We start from the raw sequence: 25,347 nt of genomic DNA on the forward strand, positions 1-25,347 counted from the left end.
ATTAAAGTTAAAAGGGAAATTCATTAATTATACTATTTAGATTCAAAGGTTTTTAAGAATTTTCCTATTTCTTTTTTACATTGTTTAAACTTATCAATTTTTAATTTAAGCGTATGTCTATAAGTTGATAAATAATTGCTAAATTCTTTTGAAAAATAAACTTTCTCATCTTGGATACTCCCACCAACCAAATCAAAATTCTTTTTTACATATGGAAAGAAATCAGTTAAAAAAGAGTTTCTATTCCCATCATCCATAGATTGCGTCCAAGAATAATATTCATACATATTTATGATATCTTTTTTTCTATCAAAAGAACCTATAAAACGAATATCCCCTGAATTAATTAAAGAGTTATAAGCATTTTTTCTAACATATAAATACCCAGCATTCAGTATTTCAAAAGATAACCTGTTAATGTTTTTTAAATCTGTTTTCCCATCTAATAAGGTAAAAATTGTATCGATTTTTTTTAGATTCTTTTCAGCACTTATTAAAGCATATTTTAAGTTTATTTGATTTATTTGTGTTTCTTCCTTTAAATAATCTAAATGTGATTGTATTAGTTTTTGCTGTTTATTATCAGAACTGCATTCATTTAATTGAAAAGCCATTAAAATACCAAAAACTACAACAGAAATTTCAATTAAATAGGTTTTAAAACGTGTTTTTCTATTAGACATAATCTGTTTTTTCTTTATAAAGTTACAAAATCAATTAAAACTATCTAATTTAGTTGCCTAAAATTGCACTTAAAATGGCAACACACAACGAACTTGGTAAAAAAGGAGAACAATTAGCCATCGATTTTTTAATAAAAAATGGTTATAAAATTCTTGAAAAAAACTACCGATATTTAAAAGCTGAAGTAGATATTATTGCTCTAAAAGATGATATTTTAGCTGCTGTTGAAGTAAAAACAAGAACTTCTGACTATTTTGGAAATCCTGAAGAATTTGTAAATCCTAAAAAAATAAAATTATTGATTTCTGCAATTGATAATTATGTAGTGGAAAGAGATTTAGATGTAGAGGTTCGTTTTGATATCATTGCTATTATTATCAATAAAAAAGGGACTAAAATTGAGCATTTAAAAGATGCTTTTTTACATTTTTGATAAGCTAAACTATATCAATCATAATAATTCAATTATTTAAAACTTTCAACTCTTTTTCTATTATAGAATCGATTTCTTTTTCACTTAAGCGATTATCTCCATTAGAATAAAACCTTACTTTAAAACCACTCATTTCCCAAGGTTGCATTCGTTGAGAATTCCAATAATCGGGACTTTCTAAATCAATTCTTTGATAATTTTCAGAGATTGAGTTTATAACAGCAATATTATTCTGATACTTAATTTTTTTATCAAAAGGAAATGAAAAACTCATTTCCGAATTATTTAATTTACCATTATTTTCAATTAGAATAAAATAGTTTGTTTTCTTTTCAGTAAGGTCAATGATTATTTCTCTTCCGTTAAATGAATAAAAGGTTATTCCTAAAATTAACATTATAATCTCTATTCTATTTATTTTTTTTAAGCTTACTTTTTTTGCAATTATCCTATCTAAAATAACAACTAAAAAAACAATAAAAACTCCAAATAAAATAATTGCACCACCTAAACTACCTCCTCCTTTTAAAGTTAATCCATTTATTCCAACTGGTAGTCCAATCAAAATGAGTAGAAATCCTAAAACTGAAAACACTGTTGGTTTCTTAAATATTTTTAGACTTGTTTTCACTTATATTTAATGATTAATAGATTTTAAATCTTATCTAAAAATGCTTTTACATCTTTAAATTCATTAGGTTTTCCAATAATTTTTTTGTTGCTATCTAAAACCAAATATGTAGGTGTAAAATACACTTGATAAGTTCTTGCAGTTTTATTTTCCCACTTATTTAAACCCAATACATTATGCCATCCATATAAATTATTCTTTTTATACGTTTCCCAAACAAAAGCTTCTTTTTCTAAAGAGAAAGCAATTACTTTCATGTTAGGTTTAGTTTTCATATAAGTATGCAACTGTGGAATTTCTCGCAAACAATGAGAGCAACTTGTACTCCAAAATACCAAAACATAGGTGTTTGCATCATTTAACGTTGATAATTTAAAATTTCTACCATTTTCTTGCCATGAAAAATCAGGAGCTATTCTACCTATTTCTGTAGCAAATAACGCTTGTTTTTCAGATTTAAACTTACTGTCTTGTAAAGAAAAAGGAAGTCTGTTATAATGTTCTTCAAACAAATAATCGATAATTGTTAAGTTTTTAGAGCTTTCAAATTGTTCAATCAAAAATTGTATAATATCTCTCTTATAAGGCTGACTTTTTATTTTTGATAACACTGTATCAATTGCTTCTTTGTGCAACTTGTCTTGCTGTATTTTATCATCAGAATAATTAATATATAATACATAATCTAAAATTCTGTTTGTGATAAATGATGAGTTAATTAATGTTTTGTTTGAAAAATCAATTTTATCAAAAAAAGTATTCTTCATTTTTGATAAATAAGTTTCAACAGAAGTTAGTATTTCTGGTGGATTTGATCGTAAACTTGCTTTTATAAAAGGAGCTACGTATTTATTTTTTGATGCTTCCTCATACTTGCTCTGTATGTTATTTACGTTGTTGTATGCCTTTTTGTATTTCTCTTTTAAGTCTAAATTTGGAGTTTGTAAAACAGCTACCTGAATGGAATCTAATTGTTGTTGGGCTTTAGATATTTCAGAAATATAGTTGCTATACAATTTATTCTCTGATGATTCTGAAAATGCTATAGATTGTTGTGGATAATCAGGATTAAAAACAAAAGACACGTCTTCATTATTGTAATAAAAATCTACAAAACCAGAACCCTCTAACCTATAGGTAGCTCTATAAGTTCCTGGTTTTGCTGAAGCTGGCAATTGAATATTAAAAGAACTTACTGCTTGTTTTTCTTTACCTATAAAAACAGAATCTTTTTTTAGTGAAGTGTTGTTTATAAACACCTGCTTTGTACCTTCAATTTTATACAGAATTAACCAGTCAGTATCTATTTTAGGGCTCATAACTCCACTAACAGTATGTTGTGCATACGATATTGAAGCTATAAAAAAGAAAAATATAAATAGTTTTTTTACCATGATAAATTCAGTTTTTACTTGTACAAATAGTTTTCAAGAAGTGTACCAAATATACTTTTTCTGTAGTAAAATAGGTATATTGTAACGTTAAAATATGTATGAATGCCTTTTTCTAATAAAATAATTTGGATAACTGGTGCTTCTTCTGGAATAGGAAAAGCACTTGCAATTGAACTTTCTCATCAAAATGCTAGCTTGATTTTATCCTCAAGAAAAGAAGAAACTTTAAAACTTGTAAAACAGGAGTGTAAAAACCCTGATTTGGTTAAAATTATTGCTCTAGATTTAGAAGATTACAACAATTTAGAGTCTAAAGTTGCTGAAGCTATTGCTGCGTTTGGTAAGGTTCATATACTTGTAAATAATGGTGGAATTAGTCAACGTTCTTTAGTAAAAGATACTACTATTACTGTTGATAAGCGAATTATGGATATTAATTATTTAGGTACAGTTGCCTTAACCAAAGCTATTCTACCTCATTTTATCAAAAATAAAAGTGGTCATTTTGTAACCACCACAAGTATTGTTGGTAAAATTGGTACTCCTCTGCGATCTAGTTATGCAGCAAGTAAACACGCTTTATATGGTTTTTTTGATAGTTTACGAGCAGAAAATCATCAAAACAATATTTCTGTTACATTGGTTTGTCCAGGTTTTGTAAATACAAACGTTTCTAAAAATGCATTGACTGGTGATGGAACTCCACAACAAAAAATGGATGTAGCTACAGAAAACGGAATTCAGCCAGAACGTTTTGCAATATTGATGGTAAAAGCCATTAAAAAGAAGAGAGAAGAGGTTTATATTGCTGGTGCTAAAGAGAAATTAGCTGTTTTTATGAAACGATTTTTTCCTAAAATTTTATCTATAATGATTCGCAAGTTGAGTGTTACTTAACTAGCTAATTGTATTTAAAAATACATTCTCTAGCAACTTTTATAAATATGTTAGTAAAAACATATTTTAAATACTTATAACTTTATCTATTCACAAATATGTGGTTTGTAAATAAAGTATGTGGTGCACTTACTAAATTTATATCAAATTTTAAAGAAGGTTCAACTCTTGAACTTGCATTATGAATTCTAAAAGAAATTTGCCAGCCTTCATTTAAAGCAACCAATAATGTAGTAGTCGAGTTTTTTTGATACACGACTTCAATTAATCTTGATGGGAATTTTAATTTTGGAATTTTAGCTTTTGGTTTCACTTTTTCAAATGGCAAATTTAAAGTTCCGTGTAAATTGTAAGCCTGAATCTCTACTTTCTTTTTACCTTTAATTACTTTGTAAAAATCTTTATTTCCAATTAAATATTGTACCAAATTTTCTGCTACAATGTTTGGATTGTTTTTATCCAAACGAAGCAATTCTTTACGAAAAGCGTTTAAAATAGGAATATAAACTACTTGGTGCATATTTTCAATCGAAGTCCACTTGGTGGTTTTGTCCTTTTCTCTCAAATCTGCAAGCATCTTAAAAATCTGGTTAACTTCCTTAAAGTAATTGTCTGAACAAGAAACACCTAACCATTTTTCTCCAAAATTGATTTTATTTGATAATCTTGAATGTTTAACTGCTCGATGATTATTCTTTGCTGAAACTCCAATTTCCCATTTTTGTAGAGAACGAATTATCAAAACATCACGAACATCTCCGGTTTGTCCAGCTTGATCACTAACCAATTCCAAAACTAAAATATCGTCTTTGCTAATTCCATTCGATAATCTCGGTTCAATGTCAATTAGAAAATTTATTGAGGCACTTGCTGTAATTCTAAAAGTGTCTTGCTCTGGCTCACTAAAACCATCGAAAAAGCCTTTAGCTGTTTTATAAGGTTCGTTTTCAGTTATAGAAACGCTAGTTATTGTCTTTAAACGTTCATAAAATTCGAATAGCAATGCATATTCAAATGCCTTGCCGTTAATCGTTTGACTTGCCATAAATTATGAAAGTGTATTTTCTAATTCCAATTTTTTCTTTGTAACTTGTTTTGGTTCATTTTCTGCATTCTCAATTTGAGACTTAATACTTATGGCAATATGTTTTGCAAGATTCACAGGAACTGCATTTCCAATCATTTTATATCCAGCTGAAATATTATTATAATGAAATGTAAAGTCATTTGGAAATGTCTGAATTCTTGCGCATTCTCTAACACTTAATCTGCGATATAAATCTTCTTTACCCGGAACAAAAACACGAACATTTTGATCAATGAATTTCATCTTTGGTGCTTGCGGATGAAGAGGTGCATGTCTTCCTCCTGCTTGAATTGTAAAAGATTGTTCATCCCAACTTCTTACTCTATTTCTTGACATAAACATCGATGAGAAACCGCCGATCATATATTCGTGATTTGGAATTTTACAATTTTCTTTGTTTGTCTTATTTCCATCTTTTGCAGAAACTACATTATTTTTTAAATCTGCTATTGCTTGTTCAAGTGTAACTTTTTGGTTAAATGGTTTTGGAAACTGAAATTCAAAATCTAAATCTTCTCGTATACCAACAAAAAATACTCGTTTCCTATCTTGTGGAACATTAAAATCTGACGCATTTAATAATTTAAAAGACAATTTATATCCAGCATTTTTAAACATTATTTTAATATTTTTTAAAGCTTCTTTGTGTCTTTCCAATAACATTCCACTTACATTTTCAGCAAGAAAGAATTTCGGTCTTTTAGCATCCAATATTCGTATAAAATCATAGAATAATTGTCCTCTTTTATCGTTTATTCCACGTAATGAACCTGCTTCACTCCAACTTTGGCAAGGTGGACCCCCAATAATTCCATCACAATCTGGAACTTCATCAGATTTTATATTTACAATACTTCGTCTGTCTAGTATAGTTTTTTTATGATTTTTCTCATAAGTTTCCCAAATATCTTTATCATATTCGTTTGCCCAAAGAATATTAAATCCTGCTTTTTCAAATCCTAAATCCAATCCACCTGCTCCTGCAAAAAATGATACTACATTCATGTTTTTCATTTAGTTTGAAATGATTTGTTTAATTTTCTTCTATATGCTGCTTTTTCTTCAGCAACTTGTAAAAGTTGTTTGGTACAGTTTGTTTCATAAATATGTTTTGCCAATTGATCAGTAACATATTCATTTCTCAATTCAATAAGATTAAGTTTGAATATTTTTGCAAGTTTTGGTAAACGTTTTTCATCAAAATCTCGTTTTCCATTCTCTATCTTGCTCAAATTAGCTGAATCTAGATTCAGTTTGGCTGCAAGTTGAGTTAAAGTCAATTCCTTATTATGTCTTAATAAACGAATATATTCTCCAAAAGTAGTTTTCATTAGACTTGTCAATTTTCGACAAATTTAATTATTTTATTTGTAAAAAAAGTTTTTTTATTTTTAAAGTTATGATTATTCAAAATAATCTAACGCTTCAAAATAAGTAACAATAGCTTCTTTCATTAAAACAGTTTGCTCACCACCTTTTAAGTTTGGTAATTCTGTAACTACTTTGTAATGTGGCCAACCATCATCATCAAAAAAGTCGAATTCATAATATCCATAAGGTTCTAGCAACTTACAAATAGCTATATGCATTAAGTTTACTTTCTCGTCTTTTTTGAATTTACGATGTCCTTGCCCTAATTCTTGTACGCCAATTAAATAGATAATTCCATCTACATTTAACTCATCTCCGTCAGAAAAATCTTTGGTAAGTTTATCAACTAAAAACAACCACTTTTCTTTTAAATTATCTGTTTTTGTCATATTTATCATAATAAAAAGTAAAGATACAATCCCAAATTTTCAATTTCTAAAAAAAGATGTAGTTTTGATATAAATTTAAGATTGATGAATTATCTGGATATTATTATAGCAATACTCTTAATTTTATCTTTTGTTAGAGGAATAATGAAAGGGCTCTTTGCAGAAATTGCAGGTCTTATAGCTATTGTTGTAGGAGTTTATGTTGCTGTAAATTACTCTTATCATCTTGTAGAGTTTTTAAATCAATCACCTGCAGATTGGTCTCACCAAACCAATCAAATTGTTGGCTTTGCTTTTACTTTTTTAATTGTTGTAATTTTAATTGTTGTACTAGGAAAAGTAATGACTAAAATTGCTGATATTACTTCACTAGGTTTAATTAATAAATTTTTAGGTGGTCTTTTTGGTGCTTTAAAAACGGCTCTTATTTTAAGTGTTGTTTTTATTCTTTTTGAGAAGTTTAATAATACTGTGCCTTTAATAAAAAAGGAAACGTTTAAAGAGTCTATGCTATATACACCTGTTAAAGAAATTGCACCTACAATATTTCCAGCAATGGTAAAAAAAGGGAAAGATGGTACTCAAGAAATTACTATTCCTGGTAAGTATAAATAAAAAACCGAGAATAAATCTCGGCTTAATTTTTTACAACATATTCACTTTTCCAGAACTTAAGGAATAAACTCCACCAACAATTTTAATATCTCCTAGATCTTCTAGGTCAGCTAAAATCGGGCTTCGTTCACGTATTCTATCCATAGTTAATAATACATTATTGGCAACAGTTTTGGCAACAAAATTTTTATTTGTTGAGTTCTTTTCACCTTCAACTTCTCCAGATGATTTTTTTACAGCTGGCATTATTTTAGACAACATTTCTGTAATGTTTCCTAATTCTACACCATCACAAGCTGCTTTTACAGCACCACAACTTTCATGACCTAATACTAAAACTAGTTTACTACCTGCTACAGCACATGAGTATTCTAAACTTCCTAAAATGTCAGTATTTTCAAAATTACCAGCTACTCTAGCAACAAAAATATCGCCTATTGCTTGGTCAAAAACTTGCTCAACTGGCACTCTAGAATCTATACATGATAAAATTACAGCTTTTGGGTATTGCCCAGTTGTAGTTTCTGCTACTAAATCTAAATGAGCAACTTCTGCTAAATTATTATTCGTAAAACGTTCGTTACCTGCTAACAAATCGTTTAAAACATCATTAGGAGATAATTGATCTTGAGCTTCTTTGTCTATTGCTTTATTTCTCATTCTCTATATTTTTTATTGATTGATTTAATTTGCTTTTTTTAATTTAAAAAATTCTGTAAAACTATCTGGATTTTCAATAATTCCTCTTTCTGAAACAAGTTTTATATTGATATTTCTTTCTTTTGCTTTAAAGGCAAAATCATCTAATATTTCTATAATATCGTTATCTAAATAAGTCGTTTTTCTAACATCTAATTCAAGAAAACTATCTTTAGGTAAGTTGTCTAACTCTTTTAAAATTGCACCTTTGTTAAAGAATGTTACCTCTTCTGCCAAAGTCATTTTTATTTTTCCATCATCTACATCTTCACCCTCTTTGTGTAAAAAGTGAGAGTTTTGGAAACTCTTAATTAAAATAACAACGATACCAACTGCTAAACCTAAACCTATACCTACTAATAAATCTGTAAATACAATACCTACAACAGCAACAGTAAAAGGTAAAAATTGTTTCCACCCCAAGTTATACATCTTTTTAAATAATGCTGGTTTTGCTAGTTTATATCCTACAACTAAAAGTATTGCAGCCAAAACAGATAAAGGTATTTTATTTAACAATGTAGGTATCAAAATTACAGATATCAGTAAAAAAAAGCCATGAATAATCGCAGACATTTTTGTTCTACCTCCAGATTGAATGTTTGCAGAACTTCTTACAATAACTTGTGTTACTGGCAAACCACCTATTAAACCCGATAAAATATTTCCTGTTCCTTGTGCTAATAATTCCCTATTTGTAGGAGTTACATTTTTATGAGGATCTAACTTATCTGTGGCTTCAACACATAATAAGGTTTCTAAACTGGCTACTAAAGCAATTGTAAACCCAACTACCCAAATTTCTGGATTGGTAATAGCCGCAAAATTTGGAAAACTAAATTGAGCCAGAAAAGAACTCATATTTTCTGGCACAGGAACACTCACTAAATGTTCTGAACTTATACCGTATTTTGAATCTGAACCAGCAATAAAAAAATACACAATTCCAAAAACAACTGCAACTAATGGTCCTTGAATTAATTGGAATATTCTTCCTTTTTTGGAAAGTACATTGTTCCATAAGATTAAAATTCCTAAACCTACAATACCTACAATAGTTGAGCCTAAACTGATATTATTTACAGTATTTAATAACTCTGAAAAAGTATTTTCTCCATCAACTTGAAAGAAGGCAAAATCTCCTTCAGGATCAGCATCATAGCCAAAAAAGTGTGGGATTTGTTTTAGAATAATAATGATTCCAATACCAGTTAACATCCCTTTTATTACTGATGATGGAAAATAATATCCAATAATTCCTGCTTTTAAAAAACCAAAAATAAGTTGGATAACACCACCTAAAACAACAGCAACTAAAAAGTTTTCATAACCTCCAAGAGTTCCGATTGCTGTTAAAACTATAGCAGCTAAACCTGCTGCTGGCCCACTAACGCCTATTTTAGAGCCAGACAAGGCTCCTACTACAATACCACCAATAATACCAGCAATTAAGCCAGAAAATAAAGGTGCTCCACTTGCAAGTGCTATACCTAAACACAAAGGTAAAGCCACAAAAAACACCACAATACTTGCAGGTAAGTCGTTTTTAATATATTTAAACATGTATAAATTTATTGTATCTAAAAAAAGTTTTTTAGATTGATTTTTAATTGATTGATAAATTGATTTGGTTAAAAAGTTTGAATTGATTTAGAGTTTCAATTCTGGTGGAGGTGTATTTATTTTAGAATACGTAGAGTTGTATTTTTTAGACTGAAATCTTACATTCTTCTTTCTAAACATTTCTTGTTTAATAACAGAACTTGCTACATCTGATGATTGTAATTTAATCTCTAAATCTTTTGCGGATTCTTCACCTTTTTTTTCCTCTTCTTCGCTAGCGTCAAAAAGAATACTAATCTCTTGATTTTTGTCTACTAAAGAAACAATGGCAGGAGCAATTATTAAGTTTACAAATAATAAAGAAAAGAAAATTGCGATTTTTACTCTCAAAGGTTCTGTTTATTTAGGAAATCGCAATATAATAAAACAGAATTTAAATTATTATTATTTAAGATTAAAAATCATTTAACAGTTTTATTTCGTTAGCTACAATCCAACCCACTTTTCCATCTGCTATTTTTATCTTTCTCCAATCATCAACATTGTCTAGAACAATAACTTTTGTGCCTTCATGTAACGTAAACACTTTTTCAGAATTTAGTGTTGGTGCATTTCTAATTTCTGTTTCTTCTGCAAATACTATAGCTTCTTTATTATTCTGATGGAAATTGTATTGATTATAGGTAATTATAAATGAAACTATTAAGAGTAAAAAACTTAAGATACTTGTTACAAAATAAAAACGTTTTTTAGATGGTGATAATGAAAAATAAAATAGTAAAAACAATAAACTGCCTAATATAGAAAACCCAACAACAACTATTGCCCATTGATTATAAGAGATTTTTTGCAGAAAGTTTACGTTCAATTTTTGAAAAACACTTTTTGGTAATTCTTCAATATTATCTAATGCCAATCTTTTTGCAAATACTAAATTGTTTTTAGCATCTTCATTTAGAGGATCTAGTTTTAAAGATTTTTCATAATAATAAATAGAGGGACCAACTTTGTTTATCTTGTAATAAGCATTGCCTAAATTGTAGAATAATTCTGAAGAAATGTTACCTTGTTTTTCTATTTGCTTATAAGTCTTTATTGCCTCTTCAAACTTTTCTGTTTTGTACAACTCATTAGCTGAAGAAAATAATTCTTCTGTAGTTTGTGCTACAATAGTATTGGCAAGAATCAACAATAAAAATAGAATATTTTTCATCTTACAACTGCTTATCTAATTGAACAATAACTTTTTTAGCTCTCTCAAACTCTTGCTTCATCTCTGTATCTGTTATAGGCGTATAACGTGCAAAATCTGATGCTTTTAGTACATCAATAAATTGAGTTATATTTTGCTGTTCAACATTTTTCTGTTCTAAAATTTGAGTAATTTTTTCCTTACTAATATCAGAAGTTTCTATGCCTAATTTAGCTTTTAAATAATTATGTAAAGCACGTTCTAGAGCTTCGTAAAAAGCTTCTTTTTTACCTAATTGCTTTTGGGCTTCAGATAAATATTTTTTAGCCAATTTCTCTGCTTTTCGTAATCTGATACCAACTACATCACTATTTCTTTTCTCGTTACTTTTAGCTATTAAAATGCCTATAGGTATTAATAATAATGGTAATAATAGTAGTAAATAAAATAAATTTGATTTAAAAAATGTACTTGTTTCTGCTTTAGCAAAAATGCTTTTGGTTTGAATGTACCTAAAGTTTTTACCTGTAACTACAACATCCTTTTTATTTACTGAAGTATTGTTGGCAGTATTGTTTTTTATCAACTCTTTCCCTTCAATAACATCAACATAAAAATCTTCAGAATTAAGCGTATTATATGTTTTTGTTTTTGGGTTAAAATAAGAAAAAGAAACGCTTGGTATTTTATACTTGCCTTTATATTGTGGTACTACAGTATATAAATCTGAAACTGAACCAGACAAACCCCTAGTAGTAACTCTAACTCTTTCTTTTCTTTCTGGTTGATATTTTTCTAATTCAGCAGGTGTTTCTACTACTGGTAACTCAAATAATTTTAAATTCCCTTTTCCAGTTACTGCAACTTTTATTTGTGATGACTCATTAGATCTTAAAATATCTTTGCTTAAAGAAACTGCAAAGTTAAAATCACCAACTGCACCTGTAAAGCTCTCTGGCTTGCCTTCTAAAGGAAGGTCTTTTGGTCTTATTACCTTTTTGGCTGATGAAAATTCTTTTCTAACATTTTTTGTAATCACATTTCCAAAGAAATCTGCTCTTCCTGTAGGTACACCAATTACAATGTCCATTTTCATGGGATCAATTTCTAACTTACCTGTTTTTGTAGGGATTAGCAATGCTTTTTGTAATACAATATATCTATAATCTTCACCATTATATTTTCCCATTTTTACAGGAAAACCATTGATTTTAATCTCTTGATTCCAAAAGCCATTATATTGTGGTGCTTCTGTAACAGAAGTATCGTAAACACTAACATTTTCGCTAACATATAATCTATATTCTACATAAATACCTTCACCAACATAGGGTCTAGATTTTGAAACCTCTGCTACTAAATGAATATTTTGTTGGGCAATATAGTCTGGATCATTGGGGTTTTGTGGAACTTCAACTGGGTCTAAAACTCTAATTTTAGTCATTCTAGAATTAATTGTTGCACCATTTAATTCTATGCTAGCTGCACCAATAATTAACTCTCCTTTTCTTTTAGGTTTTAAGATAAATGAGTAGGATTTTGAAAAACTAACTTTTCCATTTATCCAAGATTGACTTACTGATTGACTTGGCCCAGCAATAACTCTAAAGTCTTTAAATTTTGGAGGGGTAAAATCATCTGCACCTTGTTTATTGATAGAAAATTCTATTCGCAATCGTTGATTTAACCCCAACTTATTTTTACTTACTTTAACTTTTAACTCTGTATCTTGTGCTAAAAGAGTTAGTGATAGTAAACTAACAAATAACGATATGAAAATTTTTAACTTCATCTTCTTCTTATCCTAAATTTAAGGATTACCAGTCTTTTTCTTGTTTTACTTTTCTGCCTTTTGCTTTTTTGGCATTCATTTTCTTCTGTGTTTTCTTTTCCTCGTTATTTAAACTTTCTAACAACTGCTTAATTTGTTGAGGAGACATTTGTCCTTGTCGTGGTTTAGACTTTTGTTTTTTATCTTTTTTATCGTCTTTTTTAGGATCTTGATTCTTTTTCTGGTCTTTGTCTCCTTTACCATCTTTATCTTTCTCGTCCTTTTTATCATCTTTTTTATCCTTGTCATCACCATCTTTCTTCTTATCCTTGTCTTTATTTTTGTCGTCTTTATCTTTTTTATCTTTCTTATTCTTATCGTCTTTCTTGTCTTTATTATCCTTGTTGTCTTTATTCTGTTTGTTTTGTTTGTCTAGCATCTTTTGTGCTACTGCCAAATTATAACGAGTTTCATCGTCTGTAGGATTGTTTCTTAATGAACTTTTATAAGCATCTACTGCACCTTGATAGTTTTTGGTTTCCATCATTGCATTACCAAGGTTATGATATGCTTCTGCTTTGGTAAACTTATCTGTAGCAGTTTTTGCTGTTAATTCGTAAGATGGTATTGCCTCTTTAAAATTTTGGTTTTGATATAATGCATTCCCTAAATTATAACTTGCCTTATCGTAAGCTGAGTTATTACTCAACGCCTTTTGGTAAGCCACAGACGCATCTGTAAATTGTTTTTGTTCATATAACTGATTACCTTGTCTCACCATTTTTCTGGCTTTACGTTGTAAGGCGATCGAGTCTTTTTGTGCTACTATTTCTTTAGATGAAAAAACAACAGCAAAAAGCAGTATTATATATTTTAAATTTTTCATAAATCTTATTTTTTTGTTTTTTCTTCGTTAAATAAATCAACTTTTCTTAACCATTTAGTTTTCTTTTCAAAGAAGAAAACATCTAATAATAAAAAGAATATTCCAATTCCTAAAAACCACTGAAATTGATCTTTATAATCTGAAAATTGTTTTGTTTCAAATTCACTTTTTTGTGCATTTGCAATAATTTCAGCTACCTCTTTTACTGGATTTTCAGTAAAATTACCATCTATATATTTACCATTTGCAATATCTGCAATATTTTGTAATACTTCTGGATTCCTTTTAGTAATGACAGTTTCTCCTTTTCTGTCTTTTTTGTAACCAATCATAGAACCATTTAAACGCATGGGTATTGGTCCTCCTTTTTCTGTACCAACACCAATAGTATAAACTTTTATACCATCATTAGACAAATTTTGTGCCACTTGTTTGGTTTCTTCTTGATGATCTTCACCATCTGAAATGATGATTAAGAAACGATTGGTTTGTTCATCATTATTATAATATCTTTTTGCTAATTCTAACGCTTCATTAATTGCTGTACCTTGGCTAGAAACCATATCTGGTCCTGCATTTTGCAAAAACATGTTTGCTGCTGCATGATCTGTTGTTATTGGTAAAAGAGGATATGAATTACCTGCGTAAATGATAACTCCAACTCTATCTGAACCCAACTTATCAATAATTTTTGATATGATTTGTTTCCCTTTTTCTAATCTATTTGGAGCAATATCTTCTGCTAACATACTTCTGGAAACATCCAAAGCAAAAACAATATCTACACCTTCTCTTTTTACTGTTTTTAATTTCGATCCCATTTTAGGATTTACCAGAGAAATAACTAAAAAAGAAACTGCTAATAGTAACATTATCAACTTTAACGTAGATTTAAAAGTTGATGTATTTGGTGCTAATTTTTGTAGTAATTCTTGATTGGCAAATTTGCGTTGAGTTCTTTTTTTCCACCATAAAACCAACAAGAAAACAACAATCATTGCTGGAACAATTGCAAGTAAAATAAAATATGTTGGTTCTTCTAATTTATACATAAGCCCATTCTAACCTTCCCAAAAGAGAAGGGATTTTTAAATAAAACTTTTAAATATTGTGTTACGTAATAAAAACTCAAATATTAATAACCCTAAAGCTAAAAACACTAAAGGTCTATACATTTCTTTATAATTATAGTATTTAAAATCTTCTATTTTCGTTTTTTCTAGCTTATCTATTTCATCATAAATAGCTTTTAATTTTTCATTATCAGTTGCTCTAAAATAACGACCATTGGTTTCTGATGCTATTTCTTTCAATAACTTTTCATCAATCTCAACCTGTTGCTTTCTAAAGTTCAATTGCCCAGTTCTTGGGTCTTTACTCCATGGAAAATCAGCCATTCCGTTTGTTCCAATACCAATTGTGTATACTTTAATGCCAAGTTCTTTTGCTAGTTCTGTGGCTGTTCTTGGGTCAATATTCCCTGAATTATTTACACCATCTGTTAATAAAATAATTACTTTGCTTTTGGCTTTACTTTCTTTTAGTCTATTAACACCAGAGCCTAAACCCATACCAATTGCAGTGCCACCTTTTAATTGACCCCATTGCAATTCTGATATTGATCTTTTTACAATCAACTTATCACTAGTTATTGGAGTTTTTGTAAAACTCTCACCTGCATAAACTACAATACCTATTCTATCATTAGGTCTTCTATTTACAAAATTTACAGCCACTTTTTTTAGGGCTTCTAATCTATTAGGTCTTAAATCTCTAGCCAACATACTTGCAGAAACATCAATTGCCATAACAATATCTATACCTCTATTGGTTTTAGTTCTTTTGCTTACAGATACATTTCTGGGTCTTGCTAAAGCAACAATAACTGCTGCTAAAGCTAATAGCCTTAACAAATATAAAAGTGGTTTTAATTTTGATACGAAAGACGATTTTGTGGTAAACCCCTTAATGCTAGGCACAGTTAAAACAGCTGCATCTTTTTTCCTTTTAAAGAAAAACCAAAGTGCCAACAATGGAATTACTATAAGTAACCAAAAGAATTCAGGATTTTGAAATTCAACATTACTCCAGTTCATCATCTTTACTAACAGGTTTTGGTTTTAAATTATGAATCACTTCTTCAGAATCTTTTCTATCCTCTTCTATTTCTGGGGCTAAAGGTTTCGATTTTGCAAATTTTACTAAATCTGCTTCTTGTAACAATGCTTTTAGCTTTTGAATGGTTTGTTTATCTGTAGTAATTGTATTTGCTGTATGACAATCTTTAATTACCTCTAAAATTTCATCCGTAGTTTTTTCTAATGCTGGTATTTTTAACTCACGTTCTATGTAGCCTCTTATAATATCTGTAAGTTCACTATAATATTCTTTTACCTTGTTATTTTGCCAGAGTTTCTTTTCATCTAACTCATTCAACTTATACATTGCTTCTTCATAAGGAGGTAAAACTCTATATGTTGGTTCGTCTTCTTTATGCTTTCTTTTTCTAATGACAAAGTAGTAAATCCAAAAACCGATGATAACTAAAATTACCAATGCCAAATAAATGTAGATTTTATAATCGTCGAAAACTAATGGTTCTTTTTTAATAGATTTTATAGGGAATTTTTTGATTTTAGTAGTATCTACAGCTACTGTAGCTACATTGACCAATAAAGAATCTGTTAAATACGCTTGATTTCTAACAAAGATTTGTTGTTGTGGAATGTAATAAGAACCACTATCAAAACCAGTGATAATATATTTTTGAACTAACCCTGTTCTTAACGTATCTAACTTTAGAGAGTCAACAACTTCTAAACCTTTTAATTTTAGTTTAGGAATGATAACATTTTTAGTTTCTTTTACAGAAATTTTTAACTCAATTTGTTCTCCTATTCTAATTTGAGAAGTTTCAATTTGAGCTTTAACCACAGGGTTTTGTGAAAAAACAGAAAAAGATAAAAAGAAAAAACAGAAAAAGCCTATCTCTCTAACTCCTTTTACAAAGGAAAGAGAGCATTTAGCCTGTGCTTCTTTGAAATTTTCTTCTAACTTTCTATGTATATTACCTTTTTTCAATTCTTTAAATTTGTTTACACACAATTAATTTTAAGTATGAGTATTTTTTAGCTTTTGGAAAATTTAGTTGGCTTTATTTCTATCTTCCTTTATGTTTAAAATAACCTAATAATTTTTTTACGTAGCTTTCATCAACTCTAGTGTTTATTGTACCTGAACCACTTCTTTTAAACATATTCAAGTAATAATCTGAAAGTCTATGAGCATTTTTTCTATAATTATGTCTTACTTTTTTTGATGATGTATTTACCAACTGTACAGCTCCTGTTTCTGAATCTAACATTGGCACCATTCCTAAATTTGGTATTTCTTCATCATGCTTGTCATAAACTCTTATACCTGTTAAATCATGCTTTTTACCTGCAATTTTTAATGTTTTTTCATAGTTATCATCCATAAAATCGGATAATAGAAATACAATTGCTCTTTTTTTCATTACACTCGACAAAAATTTAAGTGCTTCAGAAATATTGGTTTTTTTACTTTTTGGAGTAAACTCAATGAGTTCTCTAATAATTCTTAAAACATGGCTTTTCCCTTTTTTAGGAGGAATAAATAACTCTACATCATCAGAAAATAAAATAAGACCAACTTTATCGTTGTTTTGGGTTGCAGAAAAGGCTAATGTTGCTGAAATTTCTGTAATGGTATCTTTTTTAAATTGATTAGATGTTCCAAAAAATTCTGAACCAGAAACATCTACCATTAACATCATGGTTAACTCACGTTCTTCTTCAAAAACCTTAACATAAGGTTCGTTATAACGTGCTGTAACATTCCAATCTATGGCTCTAACATCGTCTCCAAATTGATACTGACGAACTTCAGAAAAAGTCATACCTCGTCCTTTGAATGATGAATGATATTCACCTCCAAAAATATGATCAGACAAACGTCTTGTCTTAATCTCTATTTTACGAACTTTTTTGAGTATTTCTTTGGTATCCATTGTTTAAGCTGTTGGCTTTTTGCTTTTCGCTGTTGGCTAATTGCTAAATGCTTAGAGCTATTTTAAGGTACTTCTACTTCATTAATAATTGAGTTGATAATGTCAACAGAAGTTACATTTTCTGCTTCAGCTTCGTAGGTAATTCCTATTCTGTGACGTAAAACATCTGTAACAACTGCTCTTACATCTTCTGGAATTACATAGCCTCTTCTTTTAATAAAAGCATAGCATTTAGCAGCTTTTGCCAAATTGATACTTCCTCTTGGAGAAGCTCCAAAGCTAATTAAATCTTTTAAGTTTGGTAAGTTATATTTTTCTGGATAACGTGTAGCAAATATGATATCAAGAATATATTTTTCTATCTTTTCATCCATATACACTTCATTAACAGATTCTCTTGCTTGAATAATTTGTGCCACAGAAATAACTGGATTTACTTTAGAAAAACCACCAGATAAATTTTGACGCATAATAACCTGCTCATCTTGTAACCGTGGATAATCTATCACTACTTTTAACATAAAACGATCTACTTGTGCTTCTGGCAATGGGTATGTACCTTCTTGTTCTACAGGGTTTTGAGTTGCCATTACTAAAAATGGTTCATCTAATTTAAAAGTGGTATCACCAATGGTAATTTGACGCTCTTGCATTGCTTCTAATAAAGCAGACTGTACTTTAGCTGGTGCTCTATTAATTTCATCAGCTAAAACGAAATTGGCAAAAATTGGTCCTTTTTTAATCTCAAAACTATTTTTTTGCATGTTGTAAATCATGGTTCCAACAACATCTGCTGGTAATAAATCTGGAGTAAACTGCACTCTACTAAAACTACCTTGTACTGCTTTTGATAAAGTGTTAATAGCTAAAGTTTTCGCTAAACCAGGTACACCTTCTAGTAAAATATGGCCATTGCCTAATAAACCAATCAAAAGGCTTTCTATCATTTGTTTTTGACCAACAATAACCTTATTCATTTCTAGAGTAAGAATATCTATAAAAGCACTTTCTCTTTCTATTTTCTCATTAATAGCTCTAACATCTACATCCATTATATTTAATAATTATGTGTTTAATTTTTAGTAAAAACAAAGCTACAATTTTAACAAAATTATTTTGTTAAAACAAGGTTAAAGGTTTTTGTGTTTTTCTCCTTATTTAATAAGGTTTTTCTCGTATTTTAACAATTGTAAATTGTCAACATCAAAAACACCGTAAGTAAAATACTGTATCCAATCTCCTAGATTAATATATTTGCTCTTTTGTGGTAAGTCTATTTCTAAAGGTAAGTGTCTGTGACCAAAAACGAAATAATCGTAGTGTTTTTGAGCGAGTTTCTTTTTGCAATACTGCACTAACCATTCGTTTTCTTCGCCTAGAAACTTTGCATCTTCATCACCAGAAATTAATTTGTTCTTTACAGACATATACTGCCCTAATTTTACTCCTAAATCTGGATGCAACCATTTAAAAAGCCATTTGAATAAAGGAAAAGTAAATACTTTTTTCATGCGTTTATAGCCTTTATCTCCAGGCCCTAAACCATCTCCATGACCTATAAAAAATTTTTTATTGTTGATAAGAAATTCTTGTGGTTTGTGATAAACAGGTATGTTTAGTTCTTTTTTAAAATAATCTGTCATCCATAAATCGTGGTTGCCTACAAAAAAATAGATAGGAATACCTGAATCTTTGATTTCTGCTAACTTTCCTAAAACACGAACAAATCCTTTTGGTACAACTGTTTTATACTCAAACCAAAAATCAAATAAATCACCTAATAAAAAAATGGCTTCTGCATCTTTTTTCACTTCATCTAACCAAGCTACGAACTTTTTTTCACGAGGTAAGCTAGCTTTTGGAGTTGGTGCTCCTAAATGCTGATCTGATGCAAAATAAACTTTTTTGTTTTCTGAAGTTATAATAGAAATCATTGTTGCAAAGAAAAGCTATTCCTCTTTACTTTCCAACTCTAACACTTTTTGTAGCATTTTGTCTTCTTGATGAATAATTCTGTAAAAACCAACATCGCCAAAAAGAACATTGGCAATAGATGCTTTTAAATAACGTTTTACACTTTTTCTAGTTTTGAACGATGGTTTAGCTCTATCTTTTATTTTAGATAAATAGGCCTCAAAAATTTTATCATCTGTATCAAAATCGTCAATAAAGGTATCAATTGTCCATTTTTCTAGTTTTTTCCTATTTGCATCTACATAATCAAACGCATAGTTATTAATGGTATTAAAGTAGAAATTTGTCATAAAAGAAGTAGTGTCTATTGCTACAAAAACATCAGGAATAATACCTCCACCTCCGTAAACGACTTTTCCTTTTGGAGTTGTGAATTTTAGAGAATCATTTACTCTAATACTATCTTTATTCAATAATTCTCCACTAGAAACTCTCTTCTGATAATCTTTATAATAGCTCTTTTTGCCGTTTTTGGAATATGGCTTCTGTATTGAACGACCTGAAGGTGTATAATAACGAGCTGTTGTTAAACGTACAGCAGAACCATCACCTAAATCCATTTCTTCTTGTACCAAACCTTTACCAAAAGATCTACGACCAACGATTGTACCCTTGTCATTATCTTGCATTGCACCTGCAACAATCTCTGAAGCTGAAGCTGAATTTTCATCAATTAAAACATATAAATCTCCTTCTTCAAAACTGCCAATAGATGTTGAAAAATATTCTTGAATTTCATCATCATTACTTTTAGTAAAGACCATAAGTTTATCTTTCTCTAAAAATTCATCCATTATTCTATTTGCAATATCTACAAAACCTCCACCATTTCCTCTTAAATCTAACACAAGGTTTGTCATTCCTTTTTCTTTTAAATCTGTAAGCGATTTTTTAAATTCTCTATAGGTGTTTCTTGCAAACCTGTCTAATTTAATATACCCTATAGAATCATTAATCATATAAGCTAAATCAACACTTTTTATGTTTACTTTTCCTCTAGTTAAATTGACCGTAAAAAGTGAGTCATTACTTTTTCTATAGACTTGAAGGTTTACTTTCGTATTTGGTTTTCCTTTAAGGTATTTTGGTACTTTACCACTATACATCTCTTTACCATGTAAAGTGTCTTTATCAGCAACTAAAATTCTATCACCTGCCTTTATACCTGCTTTTATACTTGGTCCTCCCTTTATAGGTTGAATTACTGTAATTGAGTCATTTATCATTCTAAATTGAACCCCAATGCCAACAAAATTACCCTGCATACTTTCTGTTACTGCTTGTAAGTTTTCTTTTGGAATATATACTGAATGTGGGTCTAATTTGCCTAACATTTCTTTGATAGCTCCATCTAAAAGTTGATCTGTATTAACATCATCTACATAATCTCTCTCAATAAAATTGATAAGTTTTTTTATTTTCTTCTCTTGTGATGAGTTTTGATTTAATGATAATATTTCTGAAGAGCCACCACTAAAAAAAGTACCTATTAAAATACCAAGCACTACAGCTAAAGAGAAATATATAGGAAGATTGTTTTTATTCATCATAAGGTAAATAATTTATTTCTACACCGGCTTTTTCTAAAAAGTTTAGACCAGATAAATCTTTATAGGGGTTTGCGTACACCACTCTTTTAATACCAGATTGATGAATTAATTTACTGCAATCTGTACAAGGTGATAACGTAATATATAACGTTGCATCTTTGCAAGATTGTGTAGAAGCTGCCACTTTTAAAATTGCATTGGCTTCAGCATGCAAAACTTCCCATTTTGTAGCTCCATCTTCATTCTCGCAACAATTATCAAACCCTGTTGGTGTGCCATTAAAACCATCAGAAATTATCATTCTATCTTTTACAATTAAAGCACCTACTTGCTTTCTTTTACAATGTGATAGTTTACCCCATTCACGAGCCATTTTTAGATAAGCTTTATCGTATTTTAATTGTTTTTTTTCTGTCATCGAAAAACGAATGTAAAAAGATTCCGCTAAAATAGAAGTTAATTATTTACCAAAAAACTCTTTCAAACATCATTTTAAGTGATATTAAAATTACAATTGATGAACAGACGATAACCCAGCTATTTTTCTTAACTTTTACAAGCTCTTGCAAAACATAACCCAATGCTAAAATACCAAGTACAATAATTATTTGAGCAACTTCTATACCAATAGCAAATTCAACTAAAGGTAAAAGTTTATCTTCTTCTTGACCAATCATCATTCTAAAGTAATTCGAAAAGCCAAGACCATGAATTAAACCAAAAAACAAGGCAAAAACTAAATTAACACTATCTTTTTGTTCGCTATTGTTTTTTGTATTAATAATGTTAATTACACCTGTAATAAAAATAGTTACAGGAATTAAAAACTCAATAATATCAACTCTTATTTTTAAGACTCCATAAGCAGACAAGGCCAGTGTTAATGAATGCCCAAGTGTAAAAAGAGTAACTAGCCATAATACTTTTTTCCATTGTTTTACACTAAATACAACTGCTAATACTACTAAAAAAATTATATGATCGTAAGCTGAAAAATCTAAAACATGGTGTAAACCCATTTTAAAATATAATTTAAAATCGTTCATTTGAAAGGTTGAATTTAAATTAAAAAACCGAAACATATTGTTCCGGTTTTGTACTCAAGGTGGGAATCGAACCCACACTTCCGAAGAAACTGGATTTTGAATCCAGCGCGTCTACCAATTCCGCCACTTGAGCTTGACAATATTTTGGATTGCAAACTTACTAAATATTTTTAGTTTTAAAGTGAAAAAATTAATTTCAAACTCGATAATTAATTTCTACTTTTGTAGATATACAACAACACAACAAAAACATTATTTCATGACAACTAGTCAACTTGCACCAAAACTTTTTGGTTGCAGACAGAGTACAGTTTTAGCCGAGAATATTGCAAAAGAATACAACACAGAATTAGGAAACGTAATTACCACTTATTTTAGTGATGGCGAATTTCAACCTGCATTCGAAGAATCTGTTAGAGGAAGACGTGTTTTTATTATAGGATCTACATTTCCGAATGCAGACAATTTGATGGAAATGTTGCTAATGTGTGATGCCGCAAAAAGAGCATCAGCAAGACACATTACAGCAGTTATGCCCTATTTTGGATGGGCTAGACAAGATAGAAAAGATAAACCTAGAGTAGCTATTGGAGCTAAACTGGTAGCGAAACTATTAGAATCTGCTGGTGCTACAAGAATTATGACAATGGATTTGCATGCAGATCAAATTCAAGGTTTTTTCGAAAAACCTGTAGATCATTTATTTGCTTCAACTATCTTTCTACCCTATATTAAAAGTTTAAATCTAGACAATTTAACTATTGCTTCTCCAGATATGGGAGGTTCTAAAAGAGCTTATGCTTACTCTAAACATTTGCTTTCTGATGTAGTAATTTGCTATAAACAACGAAAAAAAGCAAATGTAATTGGACACATGGAACTGATTGGAGATGTAAAAGGAAAAAATGTAGTACTCGTTGATGATATGATTGATACTGGAGGAACACTAGCTCATGCAGCAAATTTAATGAAAGAAAGAGGAGCCTTAAGTGTACGTGCAATTTGTACACATCCTATTTTATCTGGTGGTGCTTATGAGAAAATAGAAGAATCTGCATTAACAGAATTAATTGTTTCAGATACTATTCCGTTAAAAAAAGAGACTTCTAAAATAAAAGTAGTATCTTGCGCGCCCTTATTTGCGGATGTTATGCATAAAGTGCAAGACAATACCTCAATTAGTGGACAATTTTTAATGTAAATAATTAAATAAAAAGTAATGAAATCAATTACAATTAAAGGATCAAAAAGAGAAAGCGTAGGCAAAGTAGCTACTAAAGCCTTACGTAATGCTGGAATGGTTCCTTGCGTTATATACGGAGGAGACAAGCCAATACACTTTTCAGCAGAAGAAAAAGCGTTTAAAAACTTGGTATATACTCCAAACGTATATACTGCATCTATTGATGTTGATGGGCAAAAAGTACCAGCTATTTTGCAAGATATTCAGTTTCACCCAGTAACTGATAAAATTTTACACGTAGACTTTTATCAACTATTTGACGATAAAGAAGTTACAATGAATATTCCTGTAAAATTAACAGGTACTTCACCTGGTGTATTAAATGGTGGGTCTTTACGTTTTACTAATCGTAAATTAAAAATAAAAGCAGTACCTGCAAATTTACCTGATTTTGTAACTGCTGATATTTCTAAATTAAAAATAGGTAATAAATTATTTGTAACGTCATTAAAAAATGATGATTATACATTTATGCACCCAGATAATACTGTTGTTGTTCAAGTAAGAACATCTCGTAACGCAACTGCTGAAGTTGAAGAGGAAGAAGCAACAGAAGCTGCTGCAGAATAAGTTTTGAAAATATACTTTAAAAAAGCGTTACAAATTTTTTTGTAACGCTTTTTTATTTAATCTGAATCTATTTAAATGTGTATTAAAAATTATATAATATATTTCTTATTATTTTTGAGCTATGATACTCAAAAATCTATTTTATAAATTATTTAACATAAAAGTAGAAGCAAAAGAAAATCTAATGAAAAAGTTTTTAATTGTTGGTTTAGGAAATATTGGTGATAAATACGAAAATACACGTCATAATATCGGTTTTAAGATTCTTGATGAAGTAGCGTCTGAACACAATACTTCTTTTGAAACTGAAAAGCTTGGAGATATTGCTAGTTTTCGTTTTAAAGGAAGAACTTTTATCCTCTTAAAACCAAATACATTTATGAATTTAAGTGGAAAAGCGGTTAAATATTGGATGCAAAAAGAAAATGTACTTATTGATAACATTTTGGTTGTTACAGATGATTTAAACATCGATTTTGGAACAATAAGAGTTAAAGCAAAAGGAAGTGATGGTGGCCATAATGGCTTAAAAGATATTCAAGAAAAATTAGGTACTACTAAATATCCTCGATTTCGATTTGGAGTAGGGAGTAATTACTCTAAAGGAAGGCAAGTAGATTATGTTTTAGGAGAATGGAATAAAGAAGAAGAAGGTAAACTTATTGAGCGTTTACCTACTTCATCTAAAGTTATAACTTCTTTTGGTACAGCTGGTTTAGCGAATACTATGAATACTTTTAATGGTAAGTAAAAGAATTTATTTAATTTCTAGTAAACATTACAGTCACTTTTGTTGTGTAGATAAAACTACCATCATCATCTATTTCATCTTGAGTTAAAGTAATACTAGTTTCATTAAAGGTTGTTATTGTAAAAGAGCCTTCAATAAAATCTCCAGTAGTTGGGTTAAAACTAATCGTATTAGATGTGGTATTTAATTGGTAACTTCCAGAAGCATCTACATTTATAATTTCCTTTTCTTCAGTAGAACCTCCATTAGCATCATTTATTGTTGATGTTATCGAATATGATCCTTTAGCAGTATAATTTCCATTAGCATTTAAAACAAAATCTAATTGAAATATATCACCTACTACATTAGTTGTGCTTAAATTAACAACAGAGCCTGACTGTGCTTTAGCATCTTCCTTTTCTTGAGCAGTTAATGAACCAATATTATATGTACCTGCTAAATTAGCATTAGATAACAAAAAAGGTGGTTCACTATTATCACTACCACAACCAATTAAAGAAATAGTAAAAATTGCAATAAGTAAAATTTTTGAGAATTTCATAAGAATAAATTTTTGACAAATATAACT

29 protein-coding genes and 1 tRNA gene are annotated in these 25,347 nt (G+C 29.5%); 6 read left to right on the forward strand and 24 right to left on the reverse strand.

The genetic code is table 11. The features are described from left to right. Window positions 1-32: 32 nt before the first annotated feature. Window positions 33-683, reverse strand: coding sequence for a hypothetical protein (locus tag BTO18_RS12310; protein WP_105016509.1), 651 nt, complete (start codon window positions 681-683; stop codon window positions 33-35). A 74-nt stretch (window positions 684-757) separates the two neighbouring features. On the opposite strand from BTO18_RS12310, the gene BTO18_RS12315 reads away from it, so the two are divergent. Next, window positions 758-1,117 (forward strand): YraN family protein, encoded by a 360-nt coding sequence (locus BTO18_RS12315; protein ID WP_105017571.1) that lies wholly within the window; start codon window positions 758-760, stop codon window positions 1,115-1,117. Window positions 1,118-1,145: 28 nt separating this feature from the next. Here BTO18_RS12315 and BTO18_RS12320 read toward each other — a convergent pair whose 3' ends face one another. Both BTO18_RS12320 and BTO18_RS12325 read right to left on the reverse strand, forming a co-directional pair. After that, entirely contained in the window at window positions 1,146-1,748 is a 603-nt protein-coding gene (locus tag BTO18_RS12320; protein WP_146106930.1) for a hypothetical protein, read from the reverse strand. A 23-nt stretch (window positions 1,749-1,771) separates the two neighbouring features. Further along, on the reverse strand, window positions 1,772-3,142 hold the full coding sequence (locus tag BTO18_RS12325) for a TlpA family protein disulfide reductase (protein WP_105016511.1): 1,371 nt from the start codon (window positions 3,140-3,142) through the stop codon (window positions 1,772-1,774). Between the two features lie 102 nt (window positions 3,143-3,244). On the opposite strand from BTO18_RS12325, the gene BTO18_RS12330 reads away from it, so the two are divergent. Next, complete coding sequence (locus BTO18_RS12330) at window positions 3,245-4,039, forward strand: SDR family oxidoreductase (protein ID WP_105016512.1); 795 nt, start codon at window positions 3,245-3,247, stop codon at window positions 4,037-4,039. 82 nt (window positions 4,040-4,121) lie between these two features. Here the strand turns inward: BTO18_RS12330 and BTO18_RS12335 are convergent, their stop codons facing one another. From BTO18_RS12335 to BTO18_RS12350, 4 genes are all read right to left on the reverse strand, one after another. Beyond that, a complete protein-coding gene (locus BTO18_RS12335; protein ID WP_105016513.1) occupies window positions 4,122-5,084 on the reverse strand; it encodes a HaeIII family restriction endonuclease in 963 nt (320 codons plus the stop codon). Between the two features lie 3 nt (window positions 5,085-5,087). Beyond that, window positions 5,088-6,131, reverse strand: coding sequence for a DNA cytosine methyltransferase (locus tag BTO18_RS12340; protein WP_105017572.1), 1,044 nt, complete (start codon window positions 6,129-6,131; stop codon window positions 5,088-5,090). Window positions 6,132-6,136: 5 nt separating this feature from the next. Then, window positions 6,137-6,457 (reverse strand): helix-turn-helix domain-containing protein, encoded by a 321-nt coding sequence (locus tag BTO18_RS12345; protein WP_105016514.1) that lies wholly within the window; start codon window positions 6,455-6,457, stop codon window positions 6,137-6,139. A gap of 72 nt (window positions 6,458-6,529) precedes the next feature. Then, window positions 6,530-6,886 carry a hypothetical protein gene (locus BTO18_RS12350; RefSeq protein WP_105016515.1) on the reverse strand — a complete coding sequence of 119 codons (357 nt, stop codon included), beginning with the start codon at window positions 6,884-6,886 and terminating at the stop codon, window positions 6,530-6,532. Between the two features lie 84 nt (window positions 6,887-6,970). Here BTO18_RS12350 and BTO18_RS12355 point away from each other — a divergent pair, with 84 nt between their 5' ends. Next, window positions 6,971-7,501: a CvpA family protein gene (locus BTO18_RS12355; RefSeq protein ID WP_105016516.1), complete on the forward strand. Its 531-nt coding sequence runs from the start codon at window positions 6,971-6,973 to the stop codon at window positions 7,499-7,501. 30 nt (window positions 7,502-7,531) lie between these two features. Here BTO18_RS12355 and BTO18_RS12360 read toward each other — a convergent pair whose 3' ends face one another. The 16 genes from BTO18_RS12360 to BTO18_RS12435 form a co-directional block, all read right to left on the reverse strand. Beyond that, a complete protein-coding gene (locus tag BTO18_RS12360; RefSeq protein ID WP_105016517.1) occupies window positions 7,532-8,161 on the reverse strand; it encodes a carbonic anhydrase family protein in 630 nt (209 codons plus the stop codon). A gap of 24 nt (window positions 8,162-8,185) precedes the next feature. After that, window positions 8,186-9,763: a SulP family inorganic anion transporter gene (locus tag BTO18_RS12365; protein WP_105016518.1), complete on the reverse strand. Its 1,578-nt coding sequence runs from the start codon at window positions 9,761-9,763 to the stop codon at window positions 8,186-8,188. An 87-nt stretch (window positions 9,764-9,850) separates the two neighbouring features. Beyond that, window positions 9,851-10,153, reverse strand: a complete 303-nt coding sequence (locus BTO18_RS12370; protein ID WP_105016519.1) for a hypothetical protein — start codon at window positions 10,151-10,153, stop codon at window positions 9,851-9,853. 64 nt (window positions 10,154-10,217) lie between these two features. Continuing rightward, complete coding sequence (locus BTO18_RS12375) at window positions 10,218-10,976, reverse strand: tetratricopeptide repeat protein (RefSeq protein WP_105016520.1); 759 nt, start codon at window positions 10,974-10,976, stop codon at window positions 10,218-10,220. Between the two features lies 1 nt (window position 10,977). Beyond that, window positions 10,978-12,747, reverse strand: a complete 1,770-nt coding sequence (locus BTO18_RS12380) for a BatD family protein (RefSeq protein ID WP_105016521.1) — start codon at window positions 12,745-12,747, stop codon at window positions 10,978-10,980. A gap of 25 nt (window positions 12,748-12,772) precedes the next feature. After that, window positions 12,773-13,612, reverse strand: coding sequence for a tetratricopeptide repeat protein (locus BTO18_RS12385; protein WP_105016522.1), 840 nt, complete (start codon window positions 13,610-13,612; stop codon window positions 12,773-12,775). 5 nt (window positions 13,613-13,617) lie between these two features. After that, a complete protein-coding gene (locus BTO18_RS12390) occupies window positions 13,618-14,664 on the reverse strand; it encodes a vWA domain-containing protein (protein WP_146106931.1) in 1,047 nt (348 codons plus the stop codon). A 36-nt stretch (window positions 14,665-14,700) separates the two neighbouring features. Next, entirely contained in the window at window positions 14,701-15,708 is a 1,008-nt protein-coding gene (locus BTO18_RS12395; protein ID WP_105017574.1) for a vWA domain-containing protein, read from the reverse strand. Beyond that, window positions 15,695-16,693 (reverse strand): hypothetical protein, encoded by a 999-nt coding sequence (locus BTO18_RS12400; RefSeq protein ID WP_211295604.1) that lies wholly within the window; start codon window positions 16,691-16,693, stop codon window positions 15,695-15,697. The genes BTO18_RS12395 and BTO18_RS12400 overlap by 14 nt, the downstream gene beginning before the upstream one ends. 79 nt (window positions 16,694-16,772) lie before the next feature. Continuing rightward, window positions 16,773-17,642: a DUF58 domain-containing protein gene (locus BTO18_RS12405; protein WP_105016523.1), complete on the reverse strand. Its 870-nt coding sequence runs from the start codon at window positions 17,640-17,642 to the stop codon at window positions 16,773-16,775. Between the two features lie 62 nt (window positions 17,643-17,704). Continuing rightward, the gene (locus BTO18_RS12410; protein WP_105016524.1) at window positions 17,705-18,694 is read right to left on the reverse strand and encodes an AAA family ATPase; all 990 of its coding nucleotides are present in this window, start codon (window positions 18,692-18,694) and stop codon (window positions 17,705-17,707) included. A gap of 102 nt (window positions 18,695-18,796) precedes the next feature. Next, window positions 18,797-19,576, reverse strand: a complete 780-nt coding sequence (locus BTO18_RS12415; RefSeq protein ID WP_105016525.1) for a UDP-2,3-diacylglucosamine diphosphatase — start codon at window positions 19,574-19,576, stop codon at window positions 18,797-18,799. A gap of 15 nt (window positions 19,577-19,591) precedes the next feature. Continuing rightward, window positions 19,592-21,163: a S41 family peptidase gene (locus BTO18_RS12420; protein ID WP_105017576.1), complete on the reverse strand. Its 1,572-nt coding sequence runs from the start codon at window positions 21,161-21,163 to the stop codon at window positions 19,592-19,594. Then, a complete protein-coding gene (locus BTO18_RS12425) occupies window positions 21,156-21,584 on the reverse strand; it encodes a deoxycytidylate deaminase (protein WP_105016526.1) in 429 nt (142 codons plus the stop codon). Before BTO18_RS12425 ends, BTO18_RS12420 begins: the two co-directional genes overlap by 8 nt. A gap of 46 nt (window positions 21,585-21,630) precedes the next feature. Then, window positions 21,631-22,212 (reverse strand): HupE/UreJ family protein, encoded by a 582-nt coding sequence (locus BTO18_RS12430; RefSeq protein ID WP_105016527.1) that lies wholly within the window; start codon window positions 22,210-22,212, stop codon window positions 21,631-21,633. Window positions 22,213-22,263: 51 nt separating this feature from the next. Continuing rightward, window positions 22,264-22,345: transfer RNA gene (locus BTO18_RS12435), tRNA-Leu, on the reverse strand. A 126-nt stretch (window positions 22,346-22,471) separates the two neighbouring features. On the opposite strand from BTO18_RS12435, the gene BTO18_RS12440 reads away from it, so the two are divergent. From BTO18_RS12440 to pth, 3 genes are all read left to right on the forward strand, one after another. After that, window positions 22,472-23,413 (forward strand): ribose-phosphate pyrophosphokinase, encoded by a 942-nt coding sequence (locus tag BTO18_RS12440; protein WP_105016528.1) that lies wholly within the window; start codon window positions 22,472-22,474, stop codon window positions 23,411-23,413. 18 nt (window positions 23,414-23,431) lie between these two features. Further along, window positions 23,432-24,025, forward strand: coding sequence for a 50S ribosomal protein L25/general stress protein Ctc (locus tag BTO18_RS12445; protein WP_105016529.1), 594 nt, complete (start codon window positions 23,432-23,434; stop codon window positions 24,023-24,025). A gap of 184 nt (window positions 24,026-24,209) precedes the next feature. Continuing rightward, window positions 24,210-24,776, forward strand: a complete 567-nt coding sequence (pth, locus tag BTO18_RS12450; protein WP_211295605.1) for an aminoacyl-tRNA hydrolase — start codon at window positions 24,210-24,212, stop codon at window positions 24,774-24,776. Window positions 24,777-24,786: 10 nt separating this feature from the next. On the opposite strand, the gene BTO18_RS12455 is transcribed toward pth, so the two are convergent. Continuing rightward, window positions 24,787-25,320, reverse strand: a complete 534-nt coding sequence (locus BTO18_RS12455) for a hypothetical protein (RefSeq protein WP_105016531.1) — start codon at window positions 25,318-25,320, stop codon at window positions 24,787-24,789. Window positions 25,321-25,347: the final 27 nt, after the last annotated feature.

This window comes from Polaribacter porphyrae, from assembly GCF_002954685.1.
Taxonomy (GTDB): domain Bacteria; phylum Bacteroidota; class Bacteroidia; order Flavobacteriales; family Flavobacteriaceae; genus Polaribacter; species Polaribacter porphyrae.

Bases quoted from the DNA above. Each gene is read 5' to 3' on its own strand.
- BTO18_RS12310 (WP_105016509.1), bottom strand. From the start codon at position 683: ATGTCTAATAGAAAAACACGTTTTAAAACCTATTTAATTGAAATTTCT.
- BTO18_RS12315 (WP_105017571.1), top strand. From the start codon at position 758: ATGGCAACACACAACGAACTTGGTAAAAAAGGAGAACAATTAGCCATC.
- BTO18_RS12325 (WP_105016511.1), bottom strand. From the start codon at position 3,142: ATGGTAAAAAAACTATTTATATTTTTCTTTTTTATAGCTTCAATATCG.
- BTO18_RS12330 (WP_105016512.1), top strand. From the start codon at position 3,245: ATGCCTTTTTCTAATAAAATAATTTGGATAACTGGTGCTTCTTCTGGA.
- BTO18_RS12335 (WP_105016513.1), bottom strand. From the start codon at position 5,084: ATGGCAAGTCAAACGATTAACGGCAAGGCATTTGAATATGCATTGCTA.
- BTO18_RS12340 (WP_105017572.1), bottom strand. From the start codon at position 6,131: ATGAATGTAGTATCATTTTTTGCAGGAGCAGGTGGATTGGATTTAGGA.
- BTO18_RS12345 (WP_105016514.1), bottom strand. From the start codon at position 6,457: ATGAAAACTACTTTTGGAGAATATATTCGTTTATTAAGACATAATAAG.
- BTO18_RS12350 (WP_105016515.1), bottom strand. From the start codon at position 6,886: ATGACAAAAACAGATAATTTAAAAGAAAAGTGGTTGTTTTTAGTTGAT.
- BTO18_RS12355 (WP_105016516.1), top strand. From the start codon at position 6,971: ATGAATTATCTGGATATTATTATAGCAATACTCTTAATTTTATCTTTT.
- BTO18_RS12360 (WP_105016517.1), bottom strand. From the start codon at position 8,161: ATGAGAAATAAAGCAATAGACAAAGAAGCTCAAGATCAATTATCTCCT.
- BTO18_RS12365 (WP_105016518.1), bottom strand. From the start codon at position 9,763: ATGTTTAAATATATTAAAAACGACTTACCTGCAAGTATTGTGGTGTTT.
- BTO18_RS12375 (WP_105016520.1), bottom strand. From the start codon at position 10,976: ATGAAAAATATTCTATTTTTATTGTTGATTCTTGCCAATACTATTGTA.
- BTO18_RS12380 (WP_105016521.1), bottom strand. From the start codon at position 12,747: ATGAAGTTAAAAATTTTCATATCGTTATTTGTTAGTTTACTATCACTA.
- BTO18_RS12385 (WP_105016522.1), bottom strand. From the start codon at position 13,612: ATGAAAAATTTAAAATATATAATACTGCTTTTTGCTGTTGTTTTTTCA.
- BTO18_RS12390 (WP_146106931.1), bottom strand. From the start codon at position 14,664: ATGTATAAATTAGAAGAACCAACATATTTTATTTTACTTGCAATTGTT.
- BTO18_RS12395 (WP_105017574.1), bottom strand. From the start codon at position 15,708: ATGAACTGGAGTAATGTTGAATTTCAAAATCCTGAATTCTTTTGGTTA.
- BTO18_RS12405 (WP_105016523.1), bottom strand. From the start codon at position 17,642: ATGGATACCAAAGAAATACTCAAAAAAGTTCGTAAAATAGAGATTAAG.
- BTO18_RS12410 (WP_105016524.1), bottom strand. From the start codon at position 18,694: ATGGATGTAGATGTTAGAGCTATTAATGAGAAAATAGAAAGAGAAAGT.
- BTO18_RS12415 (WP_105016525.1), bottom strand. From the start codon at position 19,576: ATGATTTCTATTATAACTTCAGAAAACAAAAAAGTTTATTTTGCATCA.
- BTO18_RS12420 (WP_105017576.1), bottom strand. From the start codon at position 21,163: ATGAATAAAAACAATCTTCCTATATATTTCTCTTTAGCTGTAGTGCTT.
- BTO18_RS12425 (WP_105016526.1), bottom strand. From the start codon at position 21,584: ATGACAGAAAAAAAACAATTAAAATACGATAAAGCTTATCTAAAAATG.
- BTO18_RS12430 (WP_105016527.1), bottom strand. From the start codon at position 22,212: ATGAACGATTTTAAATTATATTTTAAAATGGGTTTACACCATGTTTTA.
- BTO18_RS12440 (WP_105016528.1), top strand. From the start codon at position 22,472: ATGACAACTAGTCAACTTGCACCAAAACTTTTTGGTTGCAGACAGAGT.
- BTO18_RS12445 (WP_105016529.1), top strand. From the start codon at position 23,432: ATGAAATCAATTACAATTAAAGGATCAAAAAGAGAAAGCGTAGGCAAA.
- pth (WP_211295605.1), top strand. From the start codon at position 24,210: ATGAAAAAGTTTTTAATTGTTGGTTTAGGAAATATTGGTGATAAATAC.
- BTO18_RS12455 (WP_105016531.1), bottom strand. From the start codon at position 25,320: ATGAAATTCTCAAAAATTTTACTTATTGCAATTTTTACTATTTCTTTA.